Here is a 17189-nt window from a genome sequence, read left to right on the forward strand (position 1 = left end):
CTTGGCGTCGTCGGTGATGTCGAGTTCCATACCCGGAACCTACCGACTCGACGTTGACGGTGCGACGTGCTCAGTCGACCCGGTCGTAGCGCAGTTCCATGCCGTCGCTCGTGATGAACATCTGGCCGTTCTTGCAGTAGTACGGCCCGCCGACGAACTCGGCTCCGAGTGGCGCCTCGTCGGTCGACGAGGTGATGTTCCCTGCCGAGGTGCCGATCGTGACGGCGAGTGTGAACGCCGTGGTCTCGATCGCCTGGATCTCGGACGCCGTGGCGATGATGTTGCCGGCCTGCGAGCCGGTCATCGTCATCGTGCCGCTGACTCCACCACCCTCGACCAGGATCGCGAAGTCGGCGAGGGTCGTGGTGAAGGACCTGTCCTCGGCGATGGTGATCTCCCAGTAGCCGCCGGCCGGTGATGCCTGCACCTCGCTGTCGGAGACCAGCTCGGTGAAGTGCTCGGCGTTGACCCGCCACGTGCCGGTCAGGCAGTACTCGCCGACGACCACCGGCACGGTGACGGACACGGTCGGGTTCGATGCCAACGTCGCCGTGACCGTGTACGTCCCCGGCTCGCCGCCGGCGGTGTACACCGCCCCGGACGACGGCCCGCTGGTGATGTTGCCCCCGGTGGCCGACCACAGCACGTCGACCGGCGTGCCGTTCCGGTCGGTCGCCAGGTACTCGAGTTGCTTGCGGACCTCGACGTTGCCATTCTCGGGCGTCACCACGATCTTCGCCAGCTCGAACACGACGGTGTCGTTGCGGACATCGGTGGCCCTCGCCCGGAGTCCGGTCGTGCTGGTGGACGCGATCTCCATGACGTACGGATAGTCGTCGGGGTCCGACGGGGTCACGTACGGGCGGGACCCGGCATCGTTCGTGTCGTCACCGGTGCCGTCACCCCACGCACCGGGGCCGCTGTGCCACACCAGCGTTGTGGTGTCGGCGTGATCGAGACGGGTCGTGATCGACACGGTCTCACCGGGCCGCTGCACCGACACCGTCTCCGGCGTCGACACGACCCCGAGCCGTTTCGTCTCGATCGGGATGATCACCTCGGTGCTCCGCCCGGAGAACACCTCGGCGTCGGCGCGGAGGCGAAGTCGGCCGGTGCCGAGGTCGGTCGGCCGATAGGCGAGGGTCGCGTCGTCGGCTTCGACGTTGCCGGACGCCCGCTCGAGCACCACGTACTTCGTGTCGCTGACGTCGACCTCCCACCGCTGTGGGCAGACGCTGTAGTTGCCGGGGGTGACCGCGTCGATGTACTTGTTCGTGACGGTGTCTCGCACGTTGCCACCCTCGTCGATGACGTCCTTGCCGAAGTCGTCGGGGACACGATCCTTCAGTCTCCCGGTCAACTTGTCGCTCAACGCACTGGTGATCGCCTTGGTCGCCGTCGCCACGAGCGCCGATGCGTCCCAACCGGTCGACGCCGCGTGGAGCGTGATCCCCTGGACGGAACCGTCCTTCTCGAAGTCCTCGTTGAACTCGGTGATGGTGACCCCGGCATCGATGCTCTCGAGGATCGTCGGGTACTGACCGGCGACACTGCTCTTGTAGGTCTCGAGCAGCGAGAACATGTCGGCGACGACGCCGATGATGGTGCCGTACGCTCCGAGCGGCAGCGAACCGAGCACGGACGCGATCGACTGGATTCCGGCGAGCACCTGCGCCTCGGCGCCGCCCTCGCGCAAGATCGCGTCGGTGCCCTTGGCCATCGCTTCGATCAGTTGCTCGGCGTTGTCCGCCTCGACGTTGCCGTCGGTGCAGTTGTCGCCGACCTGCCCGGGCGCGGGCCAGGCCGGAGCGGCGAGCGAGGCGAGTGCCCGCTCGGGGGGTGCCCGGAAACCTCTCACGCGTGATGGAGCGCCGATCGAGTCGATCAGCCCCAACCCCACCACGAGCGCGTCGAGTCGTTCACGTTCGTCGGCGGTGAGTCCGAGGGCGTCGGGCAGGCTCTCGAGGTCGTTCTCGGTGCCGTCGTCGACGTACCCGAGCACGAGCCGCAGCGGACGCAGCTCCGGAGCGACCTCGTCGATGGCGGTCTCGCGGAGCTCGGCGACGCTGCTGCCCGACGTCGCCGCCGAAGCGTCGATCGCTGTGAGGAGCGCCTCGACGGCGTCGTCGAACCCGCCGGCTGCCGCCGGCAGCGCGGCGACCTGCATCGGGATGACGCCGCTGCGGCTGTCGGCGGCCACGAACCGGAACTCGACGTCGGCGATCTCGCCGGCCGCCTCGACGAACACCGGCACGACGCTCGTGAGCCCGTCGTCGTCCAGGTAGAGCGGGAGCGAGACGGTGCCGTCGTCCGTTGCCATCAACAGTTCGAGTTCGCCGAGATCGGCCGACGTGTCGATGCCGTCGACGTGGAGCACACCGAGTTCGGTGACGGCATCCTCGGCGAACGATGCGTCGGCCAGCCAACCGGACGCGACCGACGCCGTGTCGACCGGCGTCGTGCCCGCTGTCGTCGTGCCCGCCGCCGTGGTGCTCGGCGTCGACGGTTCCTCTGCCGGCGCCGTGTCGCTCACCGACGCGTCGTCTCCCGAGGCGCACGCGGCGACGAGCAGCGATGCGGTGGCGATCAGGGCGGTCCCGCTGCGGGTGCGGGCGCGCCGCGCCGCCGCGGGGGTCGATTCCGTGGTGGTCATGTGGTCCAGTCCACCACGTCGAGATGCAGGACACGGCCGACGCGGGGCCTCGTCCGACGAATTGAGTAGTGCCCGGGCACCGACTGGGTAGTGCCGTCGGGTGATCCGGTCGAGCCGGGTCGAGCTAGTCGAGCATCCCGTGGTCGATCTTGACCCCCCGGCCCTCACAATCCGGGCACGTCTCGGAGAACTCGGTGAGGAGGCCTTCGCCGATCCGCTTCCGAGTCATCTCCACCAGGCCGAGCTCGGTGATGTCGAACACCTGGGTCCGCGTCTTGTCGCGAGCGAGCGCCTCGCGGAACGCCGTGACGACCTTGGCACGGTTCTCGCGGATCTCCATGTCGATGAAGTCGATCACGATGATGCCGCCGATGTCGCGGAGTCGGAGCTGCTTGGCGATCTCCTCGGCCGCCTCCATGTTGTTGTGGAAGACCGTCTCTTCGAGGTTCGACTTGCCGACGTTCTTGCCCGTGTTCACGTCGATCACCGAGAGCGCCTCGGTGTGCTCGATGATCAGCGATCCGCCCGACGGCAACCAGACCTTGCGGTCGAGCGCTTTGTGCACCTGCTCGTGCACGTGGTGCCGCTCGAACAGCGACAGCCCTTCGGCTTCGGCGTCGTAGTACTCGATGCGGTCGGCCAGCTCGGGGTTGAACGCCGTGACGTAGTCGCGGACCTCTTCGAAGAGTCGCTGGTCATCGATCACGACGCCGCGGTAGTCGGGGTTGAACTCCTCGCGGATGACACGAACGGCGAGTTCGGGCTCGCGGTACAGCAGCGTCGGCTTGTTGGCCTTGGCCGCCTTGCGCTCGATGTCGCTCCACTGCTTGAGCAGCAGGTCCATGTCGGCTTCGAGGTCGGCCTCGGTGGCGTGTTCGGCGGCTGTGCGCACGATCAGACCGTGCTGTTCGGGCTTCACCCGGTCGAGGATGTTGCGCAGCCGCTTGCGGGTGTCGTCGGGCAGTCGCTTCGAGATGCCGTACGTCTTGGAGTTCGGGATCAACACGACGAAGCGTCCGGGCAGCGACACCTCTTGCGTGAGGCGAGCGCCCTTGGCACCGATCGGGTTCTTGGTCACCTGGCACATGATCATCTGCCGGGCTTTGAGGATGTCCTCGATGCGGGCGTTCTTGCCCTTCTGCTCGATGTCTTCCTGGTCGTACTGCACGTCGCCGCGGTACAGCACCGCGTTCTTGGGCGTTGCGATGTCGACGAACGCGGCCTCCATGCCCGGCAGCACGTTCTGCACGCGGCCGAGGTAGATGTTGCCGTGGATCTGACTCACGTCGTCGGCGGGCCGGCTGACGTAGTGCTCGATCAGGTTGCGGCCTTCCATCACGGCGACCTGGGCCATGCCGGGGCGCACTTGGACGCACATGAAGTAGCGACCGATCGGCTTGCCGTTGCGCTCGCGCCCGCTGCGCTGCTCGATCAGCTCCTGCTCGGCAGCGGACGGCTTGCCCTTGCCGCCGCGCCCGCCACGGCGACGCTTCTTGCCGTCGCCGGACTCGCCGCGCTGGTCGCTGCGGTCGGCCTTGGGCTTCGAGTTGCGGCCGCCGTCGTTCGACTGCCCGCCGCCCTTGCCGCCACGCTTGCGGCGCTTCTGGCCGGTCTTGCCCTCGCCGGACCCACCGTTCGCTCCGTCGCCGTCGTTCGACGTGGCGCGTCCGGGGGGCGGCTTGCTCGGTACGAGCGGTCGAGTGTCGCCGATCTGCGGTTTGCGCACGAGCGCACGCTCGGCGACAGCGGCGTCTTTGACCTTGCCCTCGCTGATCGGTTCGGGCAGCTCCTCGGGGTCGCGACCATCGTCGGCGCTCCCGGCGTCGTTCGAGTCACCGGCATTGCGGTTGTCGTCGCCGGACGGTGCGGCCTTCTTGCGGCCCTGGCCGCCGCGTGAGCCGCGGCGCCGCTTGTTCGACGAGTTACCCGAGGGCGAGCCCCCGGTGGAATCGTCGTTGGAATCGGTCGTCGCCGGAGCCTCGGAGGCATCGCCGGTGTCGGTCGTGGGTTCGTCCATGTCGGTGGTCCCTTCTCATGTGAGCACCGCCAGGGTGTTCACATCGACGTCGGCCGGCAGAGGGATGGCCTCGCGTCGTGTGCCGTCGTCGTCAAGCCATTGGTGAGTACGAAGTGCCCGGACATCGCGTGCATCGATGTTCGGATAGGCCAACTCGGCGAGCTCTCCGGGGCGGAGGGCGCGTCCGATGGTGACCAGATCGGCGATCAGTCGATCGCCGGTTGGATCGGGGCGCAGATCGATGATCATCGGGCGCACGTCGTCGGCGCTCCGTTTCCCCTTGCGTTCCCGCTCGAGCACGAGCTCGGTCGACTCGAGGAGTCGACAGGCATCGCGATGGTCCTCGGCGGTGAGCTGCGCGCTCCAGAGCTGCCACGTGCACGACGTGACCGCTTCTTGGAGCGAGTCGACTCCCGGTTCCCGTTCACCGGCGGCGAGCACGTCGAAGCCGTTCGGGAGTGCGTCGGACAGACGCGCCGGGAGGGTGGTCAGATCGACATCGTCGGCCGCAACGTCGCGCTGCAACTCGATGTCGACATATTCCGCAATCGACTCGGCACCCGTGGGGAGAGCCAGGCCGAAGCTGATCTTGGCGCGGGGCGTGAACCCCTCGGTGAACGCCACCGGGAGGCCGGCGCGCCGAAGCGCTCGCTCCCACATCCGGGCGGCGTCGCGATGACTGGTGAAACGGACCTTGCCGACCTTGGTCGCCCGGACGCGCAGCTTCACGCGCGGGCCCTCACGAGACGACCCCGGCAGGTTCGCGGCGCGTCGGCATCAACGTGACCGGCACCTCGCCACCTCGCTCGAGATCCTGCCCGGTGCCCTGGCTGCCGCCTGCGGGAGCGATCGGCGAGGCCACGACATGCTCGATGCCGTAGCCGGTGCAGACGCCGCAGTCGTAACAGGGTGTCCAACGACAGTCTTCGACGCCGGATTCGGCGAGCGCCTCGAGCCAGTCGCCCCACAGGAAGTCTTTGTGGAGCCCTGCGGTGAGGTGATCCCACGGGAGGATCTCACCCTCTTCACGGTGCCGGTAGACGTACCAGTCCATCGAGAGCCCCTCGGCGTCCATCGCCGACTCCCAGCGACGGAGGTCGAAGTGTTCGCCCCACTCCTGGAACAGCCCGCCTTCGCGCCACACCCGTTCGATCACACGGCCGACACGGCGGTCGCCGCGGGTGGCGATGCCCTCGGCGACGCTGGCGTCGGGGTGGTGCCACTTGACGTTGACACCCTTGGCCTTCTTCGCGGCGTCGCGGACCAGATTGATCTTGCGCCGAAGTTCGTCTTCGGTGTTCTGCCCGAACCACTGGAACGGGGTGTGCGGCTTGGGCACGAACCCGCCGAGGCTCACGGTGACCGACGCCCGTGGCGTGTGGCGCTTGCCGATCTCGACACAGTTCTTGGCGAGCTCGACGATGCCGAGCGTGTCCTCGTCGGTCTCGGTGGGCAGACCGGTCAGGAAGTACAGCTTCATGCGGGTCCAGCCCTGACTGAACGCCGACTCGACGGCTCCGTACAGATCTTCTTCGAGGATCAGCTTGTTGATCACCTTGCGGAGGCGCCACGAACCCGCCTCCGGGGCGAACGTGAGTCCGCTGCGGCGACCGTTGTTGACCTCGCCGGCGAGGCCGACGGTGAACGCATCGACCCGCAGCGACGGCAGGTTGATCGTCATCGTGTTGCAGTTGCCGGGGATCTCCTGTGCATCTTCGAGCACGCCACGAACGACGGGCTCGATGTCGGAGAAGTCGGCGGTCGACAGCGACGTCAGGCTGACCTCGTCGTAGCCGGTCGATCTCAGGCCCTCACGGATCATGGTCCGGACCTGCTCGGCCGGACGCTCGCGCACCGGACGGGTGATCATGCCCGCCTGGCAGAAACGGCAGCCACGGGTGCAGCCGCGGAACACTTCGACGCTGAGACGGTCGTGCACCACTTCGGTGAGCGGCACGATCGGGCTCTTCGGGTACGGCCACTCCCCCAGGTCGGCGACGGTGCGCTTGTCGACCGTCGCGGGGACGTCGTCGAATCGGGGTTCGACCGAGACGATGTGTTCGCCGGCGCCGTCGTAGGTGACGTCGTACATCGACGGCACGTACACACCCGGCACCTTCGACAGCTCACGCAGGAAGGCGGCCCGATCGGTCCGACCGGCGAGTTTCCACGCCCGGACCGCCTCGGTGATGTCGGCGACGACCTCTTCGCCCTCGCCGAGCACCGCCGCGTCGATGAAGTCGGCCAACGGCTCGGGATTGAAGGCTGCGTGCCCTCCGACGATGACGACGAGGTCGTCGTCGCCGCGTTCGTCGGCACGGACGGGCGCACCGGCCAGATCGATCATGTTGAGCACGTTGGTGTACACCAACTCGCTCGACAGGTTGAACGCCAGGACGTCGAAGTCGGCGGCGTCACGATGGTTGTCGACGCTGAACAGCGGCACCTCGGCGGCACGCATCTCGGCGTTCATGTCGGACCATGGCGAGTACGTCCGCTCCGCGACGGAGTGATCGCTCTCGTTCAGGATTTCGAAGAGGATCTGAAGCCCCTGGTTGGGCAGACCGATCTCGTACGTGTCGGGATACGCGAGGAGCCACTCCACCACGTCCTGCCGACCGAACTTGTCGGCGAGCGGGGTGATGGCGCCGTCTTCGCAGCCGATGTAACGAGCTGGTTTCTGCACCCGGGCCAAGAGCGGTTCGATCCGCGCCCAGAGTGTTGACATATCGTCACCAGCCTACCGCGAGTGACTGATTTCACCCCGGATGGTCACTCGGCCTACTCGTTCGCTGGCACCCACTCCGTTCGGTCCGAACGGCGCGACCTCGCGAACATGAGCGTGGAACCGGCCCGACTCCGTCGCCCTCCTGCGTCGACCCCTCTCCATGACACGACGCCCCACCCAACCCGAGGCCGAACCCGTCGAACGACCTGCCACGAATCAACCAATCAAGGATCTGAGGCGGGATCGGTTCGTTCGAGGGCAAGGCGCAGCGAACCCGAGTTGCCCCTTGGCAACGAGCGGTGAGATGCAACGCAGCCATCGGGCGAACCGGACCGCCTCAGCGCATTCTTCGCATGTGGACGGACTGGACCATGCCGAACATCGCGAAGTACACCAGCAGGCTCGACCCCCCGTAACTGATGAACGGCAGCGGTAGACCGGTCACCGGCATGATGCCGAGCGTCATGCCCACGTTCTGGAACACCTGCCAGAGCAACATCGTGAACACGCCGACGCAGATGTAGGTGCCGAACAGGTCGCGCGAGAGCGTCGCGATGCGCCAGATGCGCATCAGCGCCACGACGAACAGCGACAGCAACGCCGCACATCCGATCAGACCGAACTGCTCGCCCACGGCGGCGAACGGGAAGTCGGCCCACATCACCGGCACGTCGCGCCCGTTGGTCAGCGGCCCTTCGAGCCATCCCTTGCCCCAGACGCCTCCGGTTCCGACGGCGCGGATCGCGTTGCGCACCTGGAACACCGAGTTCTCGCTGGTCTCCTGTCCGAGGAACACGCGGAGCCGCTCGGTCTGGTAGCTGTTGACGAACCCGCCGAGGAACGCCGACGCGACCGTGGCGACCGAGAGGAACGAGATGAGGGCGATGTATTTCGGTTTGGCCCCGGCGACGAGCAGTACACCCATCGCGATCGTCACGACGACCGAGGCCGAGCCGAGGTCGGGTTGGAGGATGATCAGCACCGACGGCACGCCGACGAGGATCAATCCGCCCACGAACCGGGCGTAGCTGACCTCGTCGGTGCGCTCTTCGGCCAGGAACGCACAGAGCGCGATCAGGGTCGTCAGTTTGGCGAGCTCGGCCGGCTGGAAGTTGATCGGGCCGAGATCGAACGAGATGTCGCTGCGTTCGGGCGCGACGAATCTGACGACCAGGAGCAACAGCAGCAGCGCGATCGTGAACGCGTACAGGAAGCTCGCGTGGTCTTTGAAGAACTGGTAGTCGAGCGACATCACCACGGTCATCACCACGGCGGCGACGATCGCGAACACCACCTGCCGGGTCACGAACGCGTACGGGTCGAGGTCGACCTTGGTCCACGACGCCGAGTACACGATGCAGCACCCGATGACCGTCAACAGGGCCTGGGTGCCCATCAACACCCAGTCGACGTTGCGACTCGGATCGCCGGGGCTCGACCGGATGTTGCCGAGTCCGCTGTCGGGACGCCGGGCGAGGAAGGTGAGTGCCATCTACTCGATCGCCCCCGGGCGAGCACCGGTCACGTAGTCGATCCCGAACTGGCCGACGTAGCACGATGTGTCGTCGAGCCCGAGGGACGGCGCCGACGTCGTCGCGTCGAGGTCGAGCGGATCCGACGGCACGACCGGGTCGGCTTCGGTGATGCCCGACAGCATCAGGAACATGCACTTGACGACCGGGGCAGCCGCCTGCGACCCGTACCCGGACTTCTCGAGGTAGGCCGCCACCACGTACGGATGCTCGTCGTCGGGCAGCAAGGCGTCGGTGGAAGGGTCGACCGCGAAGCCGGTGAACACCGACGAGTCGTTCCACGGGTAGTTGCCTTGGCCCTGGGCGGTGCCCGTCTTGCCGGCGACCTGGATCGCTTCGCTCGGGTAGCCGACGAACAGTTCCTCGGCCGTCGTGCTGCGGCCGTTCTTGCCGGGACCGGTGGTCACACGGCGCAGCCCGCTGACCAAGGGGGTACGGATCGTCGACGGCATCGGAATCTGGCGGATCAGCTGTGGCTCGGATTCGTCGGAGAACACCGTGCCGCGCTCCGGGTCGGCGAAACCCGGCTCGCCGTCGGGGGTGCCCGGCTGCCAGATGTTGGCGATGATCGACGGCTGGAACACGAAACCGCCGTTCGCGACCGTCGCGTAGCCGGTGGCGAGGTGGAGCGGCGTCGCGGACAGCAGCCCCTGTCCGATGGCGAGCTGCACGTTGTCGCCGACGAAGTAGCCGATGCCCTCGTCCTTGCTGATGACCCCGAGTTCGGCGTAGCGACGCTTGAGATCGGCGTCGGGCACGGTGCCGTCGAACTCGAAGGGCAGCTCGATGCCGGTGTCGGCACCGAACCCGAACAGTTCGACCTGATCCTGCAGCACCGGTTCGAAGTCGTTCTGCACCATGATCTGGTCGCCGATGCGGTAGAAGAACGCGTCGGACGACACCGCCAGCGCCTCTTCGACGTTGACCTCGCCGTACACACATGGCTTCCCGTTGAAGCTGCAGATCGCGTTCCGGTACTCGCAACGGATCAAGCCGGTTTCGCACGCGGCGCGGTTCGACACCGCCTCGTCGCTCAAGACGTAGGTACCGGTGTCGTTGAAGTACTCGGTGGCGCTGATCAGCCCGCTATTGAGCGCGGCGTACGCGGTGAACAGCTTGAAGGTGGAGCCGAGGTTGTAGCGGCCCTGGATCGCTCGGTTGACGAGGATCGAGCGATCGGGGTCGATCGGGTCGCCGAACTCGTCGACCGACGGGAACAGTTGCGAGAACTTCGAGCCCGACAGTCCTGCCTCGAACCAGCGGTTGTCGAAGGTCGGATAGCTCGCCATCGCGATCACTTCGCCGGTGTCGTAGTCCATCACCACCGTCGAACCGGCCGGTGCCTTGTACCTGACCGTGTCGGGCCGGCTGGGGTCCATCTTGTCGAGCGAACCATCCGGCTTCTTCACGATCGGGTTGCGCACCTCCTGCGTGCGCCGCGCCTCGAGCGTCGTCTCCAGGAGCTGTTCGGCGTACTGCTGCACGTCGAGGTCGATCGTGAGCTGCACGTCGAAGCCGTTGACCGGCGGCACCTCCTCGATCACCCTGACCGGACGGTTGGCCCCGTCGACCTCGACCTTGCGGTACCCCCAGGCACCGTGCAGGACCTGCTCCATCTCCAGCTCGACGCCGAACTGACCGATCCGCTCGTTGCGGATGTAGCCCTCGTCGAGTTTCTCGTCGAGCTGCTCGGCGGTGATCGCTCCCATGTAGCCCACGACGTGGGCGGCGTGCGGCGCGTACGGATAGACGCGTCGCCACTCGGTCAGGATCTCGACGCCCGGGAAGTCTTCGATCCGCTCCAGCAGAGCGATCGCCGTCGGTTCGTCGATGTCCTCCTTGATCGGCATGGGGAGAAACGGGCTGTACACGTTGGACTGGAACCGGCGCTCCATCTCCTCGATCGGGACCTGCACCCAACCGGAGATCCGTTGGAAGATCTCGTCGCGCTGCGACTTGCGTCGGAGCACCTGCCAGTCGATCGCCACGGTGAGCACGCGCTCGTTGTCGGCGAGGATCCGCATGTCGGCGTCGAAGACGCGCCCCCGCTCGGGAGCGAGCGGGATCGTTCTCGTCTTGGCGAACGTCACCGATTCCTGCAGCTCGTCGGCCTTCACCGTCTGGAGGAACCACAGGCGTACACCGAGCAGGGAGAACAGCGTGACGCCGACCAGGGCGAGAACGCCGAGTCGGGTCGCGCGACGGTCAATCGCCATGGGTCGAGTCTCGCGTGTTCGTCACCCGGATGGGTCGCGCGTCAGGCATCGGTGAGCACCTTCCACTCGGGTCGACCGAGCTTGAGCGCCCAGCGAGCGATGGGCACGAGGGCGATGCTGAAGATCGCCGCAGCGACCGCGACCACCGGCACGATGGTCCACATCTCTGGCACGAAGGCGTCCTGTTCGCCGATGAAACGTCGGACCACCGGGACGCCGGCCTCGCCCACCCCGGCACCGACACCCACGAAGATCGCGGCGAGCCACCAGGTGGTGTCGATCCGGATCACGTCGACCCAGCCGGCGACCGCTCCGGCGAGGCCCATCGTGATCGCCGATGACCCCAGCGGCGACCCGACCGACAGGTCGAACATGATGCCGAGCACGAAGCCCGTGATCGCCCCACGCTCGGGCCCGCCGGCCGCGCCGGCCGCCGCGGCGAAGGCCAGCACCACCTGCACGATGACGCCGAACGGCTGGAGTTCGACGAAGAGCGTCTTCTGCAGGGCGAGCAGCATCATCCCCACCGGGATGACGCGCGTGAGCGAACTCGTCAGCAGCGCGGCGATCATCGAAGCTCGGTCGGCGGCTGGTACAGGATGACCGACAGGAAACTCAGCCGGCCGAGATCGACGTTGAGTTCGACCTCCAACTCCAGCCCGGCCGTCCCGGGGTTCTCGATCACGTTGGCGACCGTGCCGACCGGGATTCCGGGAGGCGCCAGACTGAGGCTGCCGCCGGACGTCAGGATCTGGTCACCCACCTCGATCCGACCGAACTGCGGCGAGTCGGCGATGAACCTCACCCGCGGCAGGTCCTCGCTGCCGAAGCCGTTGAGGTCGCCCGTCTCACGGGTCTCCTCGATCGGTTCGGGCAGGGTGGTCGTCGTGGTGCTCGTCGACGTCGAGGTCGACGTCGTCGTGGTGCCCGGCTGCGGCGACGAGTCGGTCGGCAGGCTGTCGTCGGTCGGCAGTGTCGTCGAGGTGGTGCTGGTCGTGGTCGTGCTCGTCGTGGTGGTGACGTCGTCGACCGGGAGCCCACTCGGCACGGTGACCGGGGGCTCGGTCGTCGGGGTCGGGAAGACCTCGGCGACGACCTTGACCGGCACGTGGTACTGGGGATCGGTGACGAGCATCACGATCGACGTCTCGGGATTCACCTGGGTGATCTTGCCGACGAGACCGGCCTCGTTGACGACGGGCATCCCGACCTTGATGCCGTTGAGCGACCCGCGGTTGATCTCGACCCGCTGGTCGAAGTTGCTGGGCGACGAACCGATGATCTCGCCGGTGACACGGTCGTACGCAGCGAGCGATTCGAGGTTGAGGAGCGCTCGCAGGTCGCGGTTCTCGATCATCGCGTTGAGCCCGCTGACACGGATGTTGAGCGACTCGTCGACGAGTCGTTGCAGACGTTCGTTCTCGGCCTTGAGGTCGTCGACCTCGGTGATCCCGCTCCACACCCGGGCCACCGGTGTCGTGACCACGTCACCGGCGATCTCGAACGGGCGCAGTGCGTAGCTGAAGCCGGTGCGCGCCGCGTTGAAGATCGCATTCCCGCGCAGATCGAGGGTGATGAGCAGGATCGACGTCAGCAACAGGATGATGATGGTGCGCCGTCGACCGGCCGAGTAGATCGCCATCGGGCGCCCGGATCAGTCGTCGCCGCCGAGCGACATCAGCCCCCGCATGGCGTCGATGTTCTCGAGGGCCCGCCCGGACCCGATGACCACGCTGTACAGCGGTTCGTCGGCGACCCGGATCGGCATCCCCGTCTCGTGCGACAGCCGCTGGTGCAGCCCACCGAGCAGCGCACCGCCGCCCGTGAGCATGATCCCGTCTTCCATGATGTCGGCCGCGAGCTCGGGCGGCGTCTTGTCGAGTGTCGTCTTCACGGCATCAACAATGGCACTGACCGGCTCGGCGAGGGCTTCGCGCACGTGCTCGGTGGTGAGCTGGATGGTGCGCGGCAGACCGGACACGAGGTCGCGACCGCGGATGTCGGCGGTCAACTCCTCCTCCATCGGCCAGGCCGAACCCATCTGGATCTTGATCTCCTCGGCGGTCCGGTCGCCGATAGCGAGCGAGTACTCCTTCTTGACGTACTGGAGGATCGCGTCGTCGAGTTCGTCGCCGGCCACCCGGACCGACTGCGCCGTGACGATGCCCCCGAGCGAGATGACGGCGACCTCGGTGGTGCCGCCACCGATGTCGACGACCATGTTGCCGCTCGGCTCGTGGACGGGCAGGTCGGCGCCGATCGCCGCTGCCATGGGCTCTTCGATGATGTGGACGGGCTTGCGGGCGCCGGCGTACTCGGCCGCGTCCTTGACCGCTCGCTGCTCGACACCGGTGATGCCCGACGGCACGCAGATGATCATCCGCGGCTTGGACCACTTGCTGGCGTGCACCTTCTGGATGAAGTACCGCAGCATCTTCTCGCACACCTCGAAGTCGGCGATGACGCCGTCTTTGAGGGGGCGGATCGCCTTGATGTGGTTGGGTGTTCGACCCATCATCCGTTTGGCCTCGACGCCGACCGCGACCGGCCGACCGTCGTTGACGTTGATCGCGACCACCGACGGCTCGTCGAGGACGATGCCGGTGCCGCGCGCGTAGATGAGCGTGTTCGCCGTACCGAGGTCGATGGCCAGGTCACGACCGAGACTCAGTGGATTGCTCCGTGCCATGCCGACCTCCTTTCGGTGAGGACGCGGTGGTCGGCCGAGAGGCCGACGTCACCAGACTCGCTCATGGGAGCGATGTTACAGATTCGGGAAGAAGATGCTGATCTCGCGCTCCGCGCTGGCGAGCGAGTCGCTGCCGTGGACCAGGTTCTCGGTGAAGAGGATGCCGAGGTCACCACGGATCGTGCCGGGCTCGGCGGTGCGCGGGTTGGTGGCGCCCATCATCTTGCGGACGACCTCCCAGGTGTCTTCCGGGCCCTCGACGACCATGGCCACGACCGGCCCACGGCTCATGAACTCGACGAGGTCGTCGTAGAAGCCCTTGCCGACGTGCTCTTCGTAGTGTCGGGCCAGGGTGTCGGCGTCGAGCTGACGGAGCTCCATCGCCACGATGTCGAGGTTCTTGGCCTCGAAACGGGAGACGACCTCGCCGACCAGCTTGCGCTCGACGGTGTCCGGCTTGAGAAGGACGAGTGTGCGATCAGACATGGGCGCTGAGGCTACCGGCGATGTTGCCGACCGGGGCTCTCGCCCGCAGGGCGACTAGCTTCGGCGCGCATCGACGCCGAACGCCGCAACGAGTTCATCCGTGGGCCGAAGTGGCGGACGCGCACGTCGCCGGAGCGGCGTCACCGAGCCGCGCTCGTGACGTTCGCGCTCGTGGTCGTGACCGGTGCGGTCATCCTCGGCGGGCTGATGTGGCTGCTCTCGTGGCTCGGTGCTCCGTCATGGGTGGTGATCGCCCCGTGGGCCGTGCCGACCGCAGCGACCATCCTGTGGGCGATCTTCACGCCGGTGCCGGCGGCCGTGACCGACGACGACGACGACGCGTGGACCACCTACTCGATCCAGTACGTCCTCGTCGGCGAGGACCACCCTCGCTCGGGACCTGCCCGCGTCATCACCTCGACCCTGTTCGGGGCACCGATCCTGTGGTCGCTGCTGGTGTTCGGGCTCAGCACGCTCGTCGGCCTCTTCTGACGCCGGCGATCCCGGCCCGACCATCGTCAGGCGGCGAGCAACCGGTCGACGTCGGCGCGGTCCGCTTCGGTGACGACGGTCGCAGCCGCGTTCACGTTGGCCGCGATCTGGTCGGGGCGTGTGGCGCCGGCGATCACCGACGCGACCAGCGGATGTGAGGTGTGCCAACCGATGGCGAGGTCGAGCAGCGAGATGCCGCGGTGATCGGTCCACTCGATGAGTCGCTCCACCTTGGCCAGCTTGTCGTCGTCGATGAACGGCTCGGCTCGATCCCCCCATTTCTCGAGCCGCGAGCCCTTCGGACGCGCTTCACCGAGCCGGTACTTGCCGGTCAGCAACCCGGACTCGAGCGGAAAGTAGGGAACGAAGGCCATACCGAGCCGCTCGCAAGCGTCGAAGACGCCGTCGGTCTCCGGGTCTCGGGTCAGAAGGCTGTAGTGGTTCTGCACCGACGGGTACGCGGCGACACCCCGCTCCCCCGCTGCAGCGTGCGCGGCGTCGAGCTGGTCGGCGGTGAAATGGGTACAGCCGATCTCGCGGATCTTGCCCTCGGCGCGCAGTTCGGCGAGGCACCCCAACGTCTCCTCGTGCGGCGTGTCGGGATCGGGCCGGTGCAGTTGGTAGTGATCGATGTAGTCGGTACCGAGCCGCCGCAGGCTGTCGTCGAGACGCCGTCGGATCTGATCGGGCGCACCACCACGTTCGTCGTCGCCCAGGCTCGACGTGTGCCCCCATTTGCTGGCGATGACCACCTCGGACCGACGGGAGCCGAGCGCGCGGCCGAGCAGCTCCTCGGAGCTGCCCTGGCCGTAGCTCTCGGCGGTGTCGAAGTAGTTGATGCCGTGGTCGAGCGCGGCGTTGACCACGTCCTTCGTCTGGTCGGCGTCGATCCGCATGCCGAAGTTGTTGCAGCCGAGCCCGACCACGGACACCTCGAGCTCACCGATCCGTCGCATCTGCATACGACGAACTTACCCCGCAACGATGCAGCACCACTGTCCGGGACGTCGGTGGGTCAGGGGGCGCCTACGTTCGGACCACACAGCGGTCGGATCACGGAACGTGCTCAGTTGGCGTGGTGACGGAGCGCCGGGCGGGCGGCGCCGGCGACGTAGATGCTGCCGGTCGCGAGGATCGCGTCGTCGGCGTCGGCGTTGCTCATCGCCGCATGGCAGGCGGCACCGACCGAGTCGTGCACGTACACCTCTGCGCAGCCGAGATCGCGTGCCGCCTTGGCGACGTCGGCGCCCGGAACGCCGCGCGGCGACGGTGCCGTACAGGCGTGGACGACGTCGAACTCGTCGGCCCGGAGCGCAGCGAGGATGCCGGCCGGCTCCCGCAAGGTCCCCACGACCAGGATCCTGCGGCCCTCGGGATGGAAGTCACCGAAGAACACGTCGGCGCAGACGTCGGCGCCCGGCGGGTTGTGCGCCCCGTCGATGATCGCCAGCGGTTGCACCCCGAGCACCTCGAAGCGGCCCGGCATCTCGACGTTGGCGAAGCCCTCGTGGACGACGTCCTCGGCGAGCGGCGCCGCGAAGAACGTCTCGACGGCCGCCAGCGCCAGCGCGGCGTTGTCGCCCTGATGTGCACCGTGGAGCGGCAGGAACACGTCGGAGTAGATCGTGGTCGGTGTGCGCAGGTCGAGCGAACGCCCGCCGATCGCGAGCGAGTTGTCGACGGTCTCGAAGTCGTCGCCCCGCACCAGCATCGACGCCCCACCCTCCCGTCGGAAGATCTCGATCATGTCGGGGTCGGTGTCGCCGACGACGACCGCGCTGCCCTGCTTGATGATGCCGGCCTTCTCGGCGGCGATGTCGGCCGTGGTCGGCCCCGCGAACTCGGTGTGGTCGAGCGCCACGTTGGTGACGACCGCGACCTGTGCGTCGACGACGTTGGTCGCGTCCCATCGACCGAGCATGCCGACCTCGATCACCGCGACGTCGACGGCGACATCGGCGAACCAGCGGAACGCTGCTGCCGTCACCGCCTCGAAGTAGGTGGGGCGCACGCCGGTGATCGCTTCGATGTCGGCGATGCCGGCGATCTGCTCGGCGAAGTCGTCGTCGGAGATGGGCTCGCCGTTGCGCTTGATCCGTTCGTTGATGCGCTCGAGATGCGGGCTGGTGTAGGTGCCGACCGTCAGCCCCTGCGAGATGAGGAGGCGGCTGATGATCTGCACCGTCGACCCCTTGCCGTTGGTGCCGGTGACGTGGATGACCGGTTGCGCCAACTGCGGGTCGCCCATGGCGGAGCACAGTTTCGCGATCGAGTCGGTCGACGGGTCGTCGACACGCCCCGTCTTGTCGTACGACGCATGGTCGTCGAGGTATGCGAGCGCGTCGGTGAACTCCATGGCGGCGATCGGGCGGCTCT

At 67.3% G+C, this 17189-nt stretch carries 13 protein-coding genes; 1 reads left to right on the forward strand and 12 read right to left on the reverse strand.

What is annotated here, in order from left to right; all coding sequences use genetic code 11:
- Positions 1-70: 70 nt before the first annotated feature.
- From R8G01_05370 to ndk, 10 genes are all read right to left on the reverse strand, one after another.
- Positions 71-2653, reverse strand: coding sequence for a hypothetical protein (locus R8G01_05370; GenBank protein ID MDW3213406.1), 2583 nt, complete (start codon positions 2651-2653; stop codon positions 71-73).
- 124 nt (positions 2654-2777) lie between these two features.
- Complete coding sequence (locus R8G01_05375; protein ID MDW3213407.1) at positions 2778-4670, reverse strand: Rne/Rng family ribonuclease; 1893 nt, start codon at positions 4668-4670, stop codon at positions 2778-2780.
- 15 nt (positions 4671-4685) lie between these two features.
- Positions 4686-5399: a TIGR03936 family radical SAM-associated protein gene (locus tag R8G01_05380; GenBank protein ID MDW3213408.1), complete on the reverse strand. Its 714-nt coding sequence runs from the start codon at positions 5397-5399 to the stop codon at positions 4686-4688.
- Positions 5400-5409: 10 nt separating this feature from the next.
- The gene (locus tag R8G01_05385; protein ID MDW3213409.1) at positions 5410-7398 is read right to left on the reverse strand and encodes a TIGR03960 family B12-binding radical SAM protein; all 1989 of its coding nucleotides are present in this window, start codon (positions 7396-7398) and stop codon (positions 5410-5412) included.
- 337 nt (positions 7399-7735) lie between these two features.
- Complete coding sequence (locus tag R8G01_05390) at positions 7736-8890, reverse strand: FtsW/RodA/SpoVE family cell cycle protein (protein ID MDW3213410.1); 1155 nt, start codon at positions 8888-8890, stop codon at positions 7736-7738.
- Entirely contained in the window at positions 8891-11146 is a 2256-nt protein-coding gene (locus R8G01_05395; GenBank protein MDW3213411.1) for a penicillin-binding transpeptidase domain-containing protein, read from the reverse strand.
- Positions 11147-11187: 41 nt separating this feature from the next.
- On the reverse strand, positions 11188-11718 hold the full coding sequence (locus R8G01_05400) for a hypothetical protein (GenBank protein ID MDW3213412.1): 531 nt from the start codon (positions 11716-11718) through the stop codon (positions 11188-11190).
- Complete coding sequence (mreC, locus tag R8G01_05405; GenBank protein MDW3213413.1) at positions 11715-12788, reverse strand: rod shape-determining protein MreC; 1074 nt, start codon at positions 12786-12788, stop codon at positions 11715-11717. Before mreC ends, R8G01_05400 begins: the two co-directional genes overlap by 4 nt.
- A 12-nt stretch (positions 12789-12800) precedes the next feature.
- Complete coding sequence (locus R8G01_05410; protein ID MDW3213414.1) at positions 12801-13835, reverse strand: rod shape-determining protein; 1035 nt, start codon at positions 13833-13835, stop codon at positions 12801-12803.
- A 75-nt stretch (positions 13836-13910) separates the two neighbouring features.
- Positions 13911-14321, reverse strand: a complete 411-nt coding sequence (gene ndk, locus R8G01_05415) for a nucleoside-diphosphate kinase (GenBank protein ID MDW3213415.1) — start codon at positions 14319-14321, stop codon at positions 13911-13913.
- A gap of 156 nt (positions 14322-14477) precedes the next feature.
- Between ndk and R8G01_05420 the strand changes: the two genes are divergently transcribed.
- Positions 14478-14813 (forward strand): hypothetical protein, encoded by a 336-nt coding sequence (locus R8G01_05420; GenBank protein ID MDW3213416.1) that lies wholly within the window; start codon positions 14478-14480, stop codon positions 14811-14813.
- A 26-nt stretch (positions 14814-14839) separates the two neighbouring features.
- On the opposite strand, the gene R8G01_05425 is transcribed toward R8G01_05420, so the two are convergent.
- Positions 14840-15775 (reverse strand): aldo/keto reductase, encoded by a 936-nt coding sequence (locus R8G01_05425; protein MDW3213417.1) that lies wholly within the window; start codon positions 15773-15775, stop codon positions 14840-14842.
- Between the two features lie 104 nt (positions 15776-15879).
- Entirely contained in the window at positions 15880-17169 is a 1290-nt protein-coding gene (locus tag R8G01_05430; protein MDW3213418.1) for a folylpolyglutamate synthase/dihydrofolate synthase family protein, read from the reverse strand.
- Positions 17170-17189: the final 20 nt, after the last annotated feature.

The sequence above is a fragment of the Ilumatobacteraceae bacterium genome (genome assembly GCA_033344875.1).
GTDB lineage: Bacteria > Actinomycetota > Acidimicrobiia > Acidimicrobiales > Ilumatobacteraceae > Ilumatobacter.

Excerpts from the sequence above, each read along its gene's own strand:
- R8G01_05375 (MDW3213407.1), bottom strand. The coding sequence starts at position 4,670 with ATGGACGAACCCACGACCGACACCGGCGATGCCTCCGAGGCTCCGGCG.
- R8G01_05410 (MDW3213414.1), bottom strand. The coding sequence starts at position 13,835 with ATGGCACGGAGCAATCCACTGAGTCTCGGTCGTGACCTGGCCATCGAC.
- ndk (MDW3213415.1), bottom strand. The coding sequence starts at position 14,321 with ATGTCTGATCGCACACTCGTCCTTCTCAAGCCGGACACCGTCGAGCGC.
- R8G01_05400 (MDW3213412.1), bottom strand. The coding sequence starts at position 11,718 with ATGATCGCCGCGCTGCTGACGAGTTCGCTCACGCGCGTCATCCCGGTG.
- R8G01_05385 (MDW3213409.1), bottom strand. The coding sequence starts at position 7,398 with ATGTCAACACTCTGGGCGCGGATCGAACCGCTCTTGGCCCGGGTGCAG.
- R8G01_05425 (MDW3213417.1), bottom strand. The coding sequence starts at position 15,775 with ATGCAGATGCGACGGATCGGTGAGCTCGAGGTGTCCGTGGTCGGGCTC.
- R8G01_05395 (MDW3213411.1), bottom strand. The coding sequence starts at position 11,146 with ATGGCGATTGACCGTCGCGCGACCCGACTCGGCGTTCTCGCCCTGGTC.
- R8G01_05370 (MDW3213406.1), bottom strand. The coding sequence starts at position 2,653 with ATGACCACCACGGAATCGACCCCCGCGGCGGCGCGGCGCGCCCGCACC.
- mreC (MDW3213413.1), bottom strand. The coding sequence starts at position 12,788 with ATGGCGATCTACTCGGCCGGTCGACGGCGCACCATCATCATCCTGTTG.
- R8G01_05390 (MDW3213410.1), bottom strand. The coding sequence starts at position 8,890 with ATGGCACTCACCTTCCTCGCCCGGCGTCCCGACAGCGGACTCGGCAAC.
- R8G01_05430 (MDW3213418.1), bottom strand. The coding sequence starts at position 17,169 with ATGGAGTTCACCGACGCGCTCGCATACCTCGACGACCATGCGTCGTAC.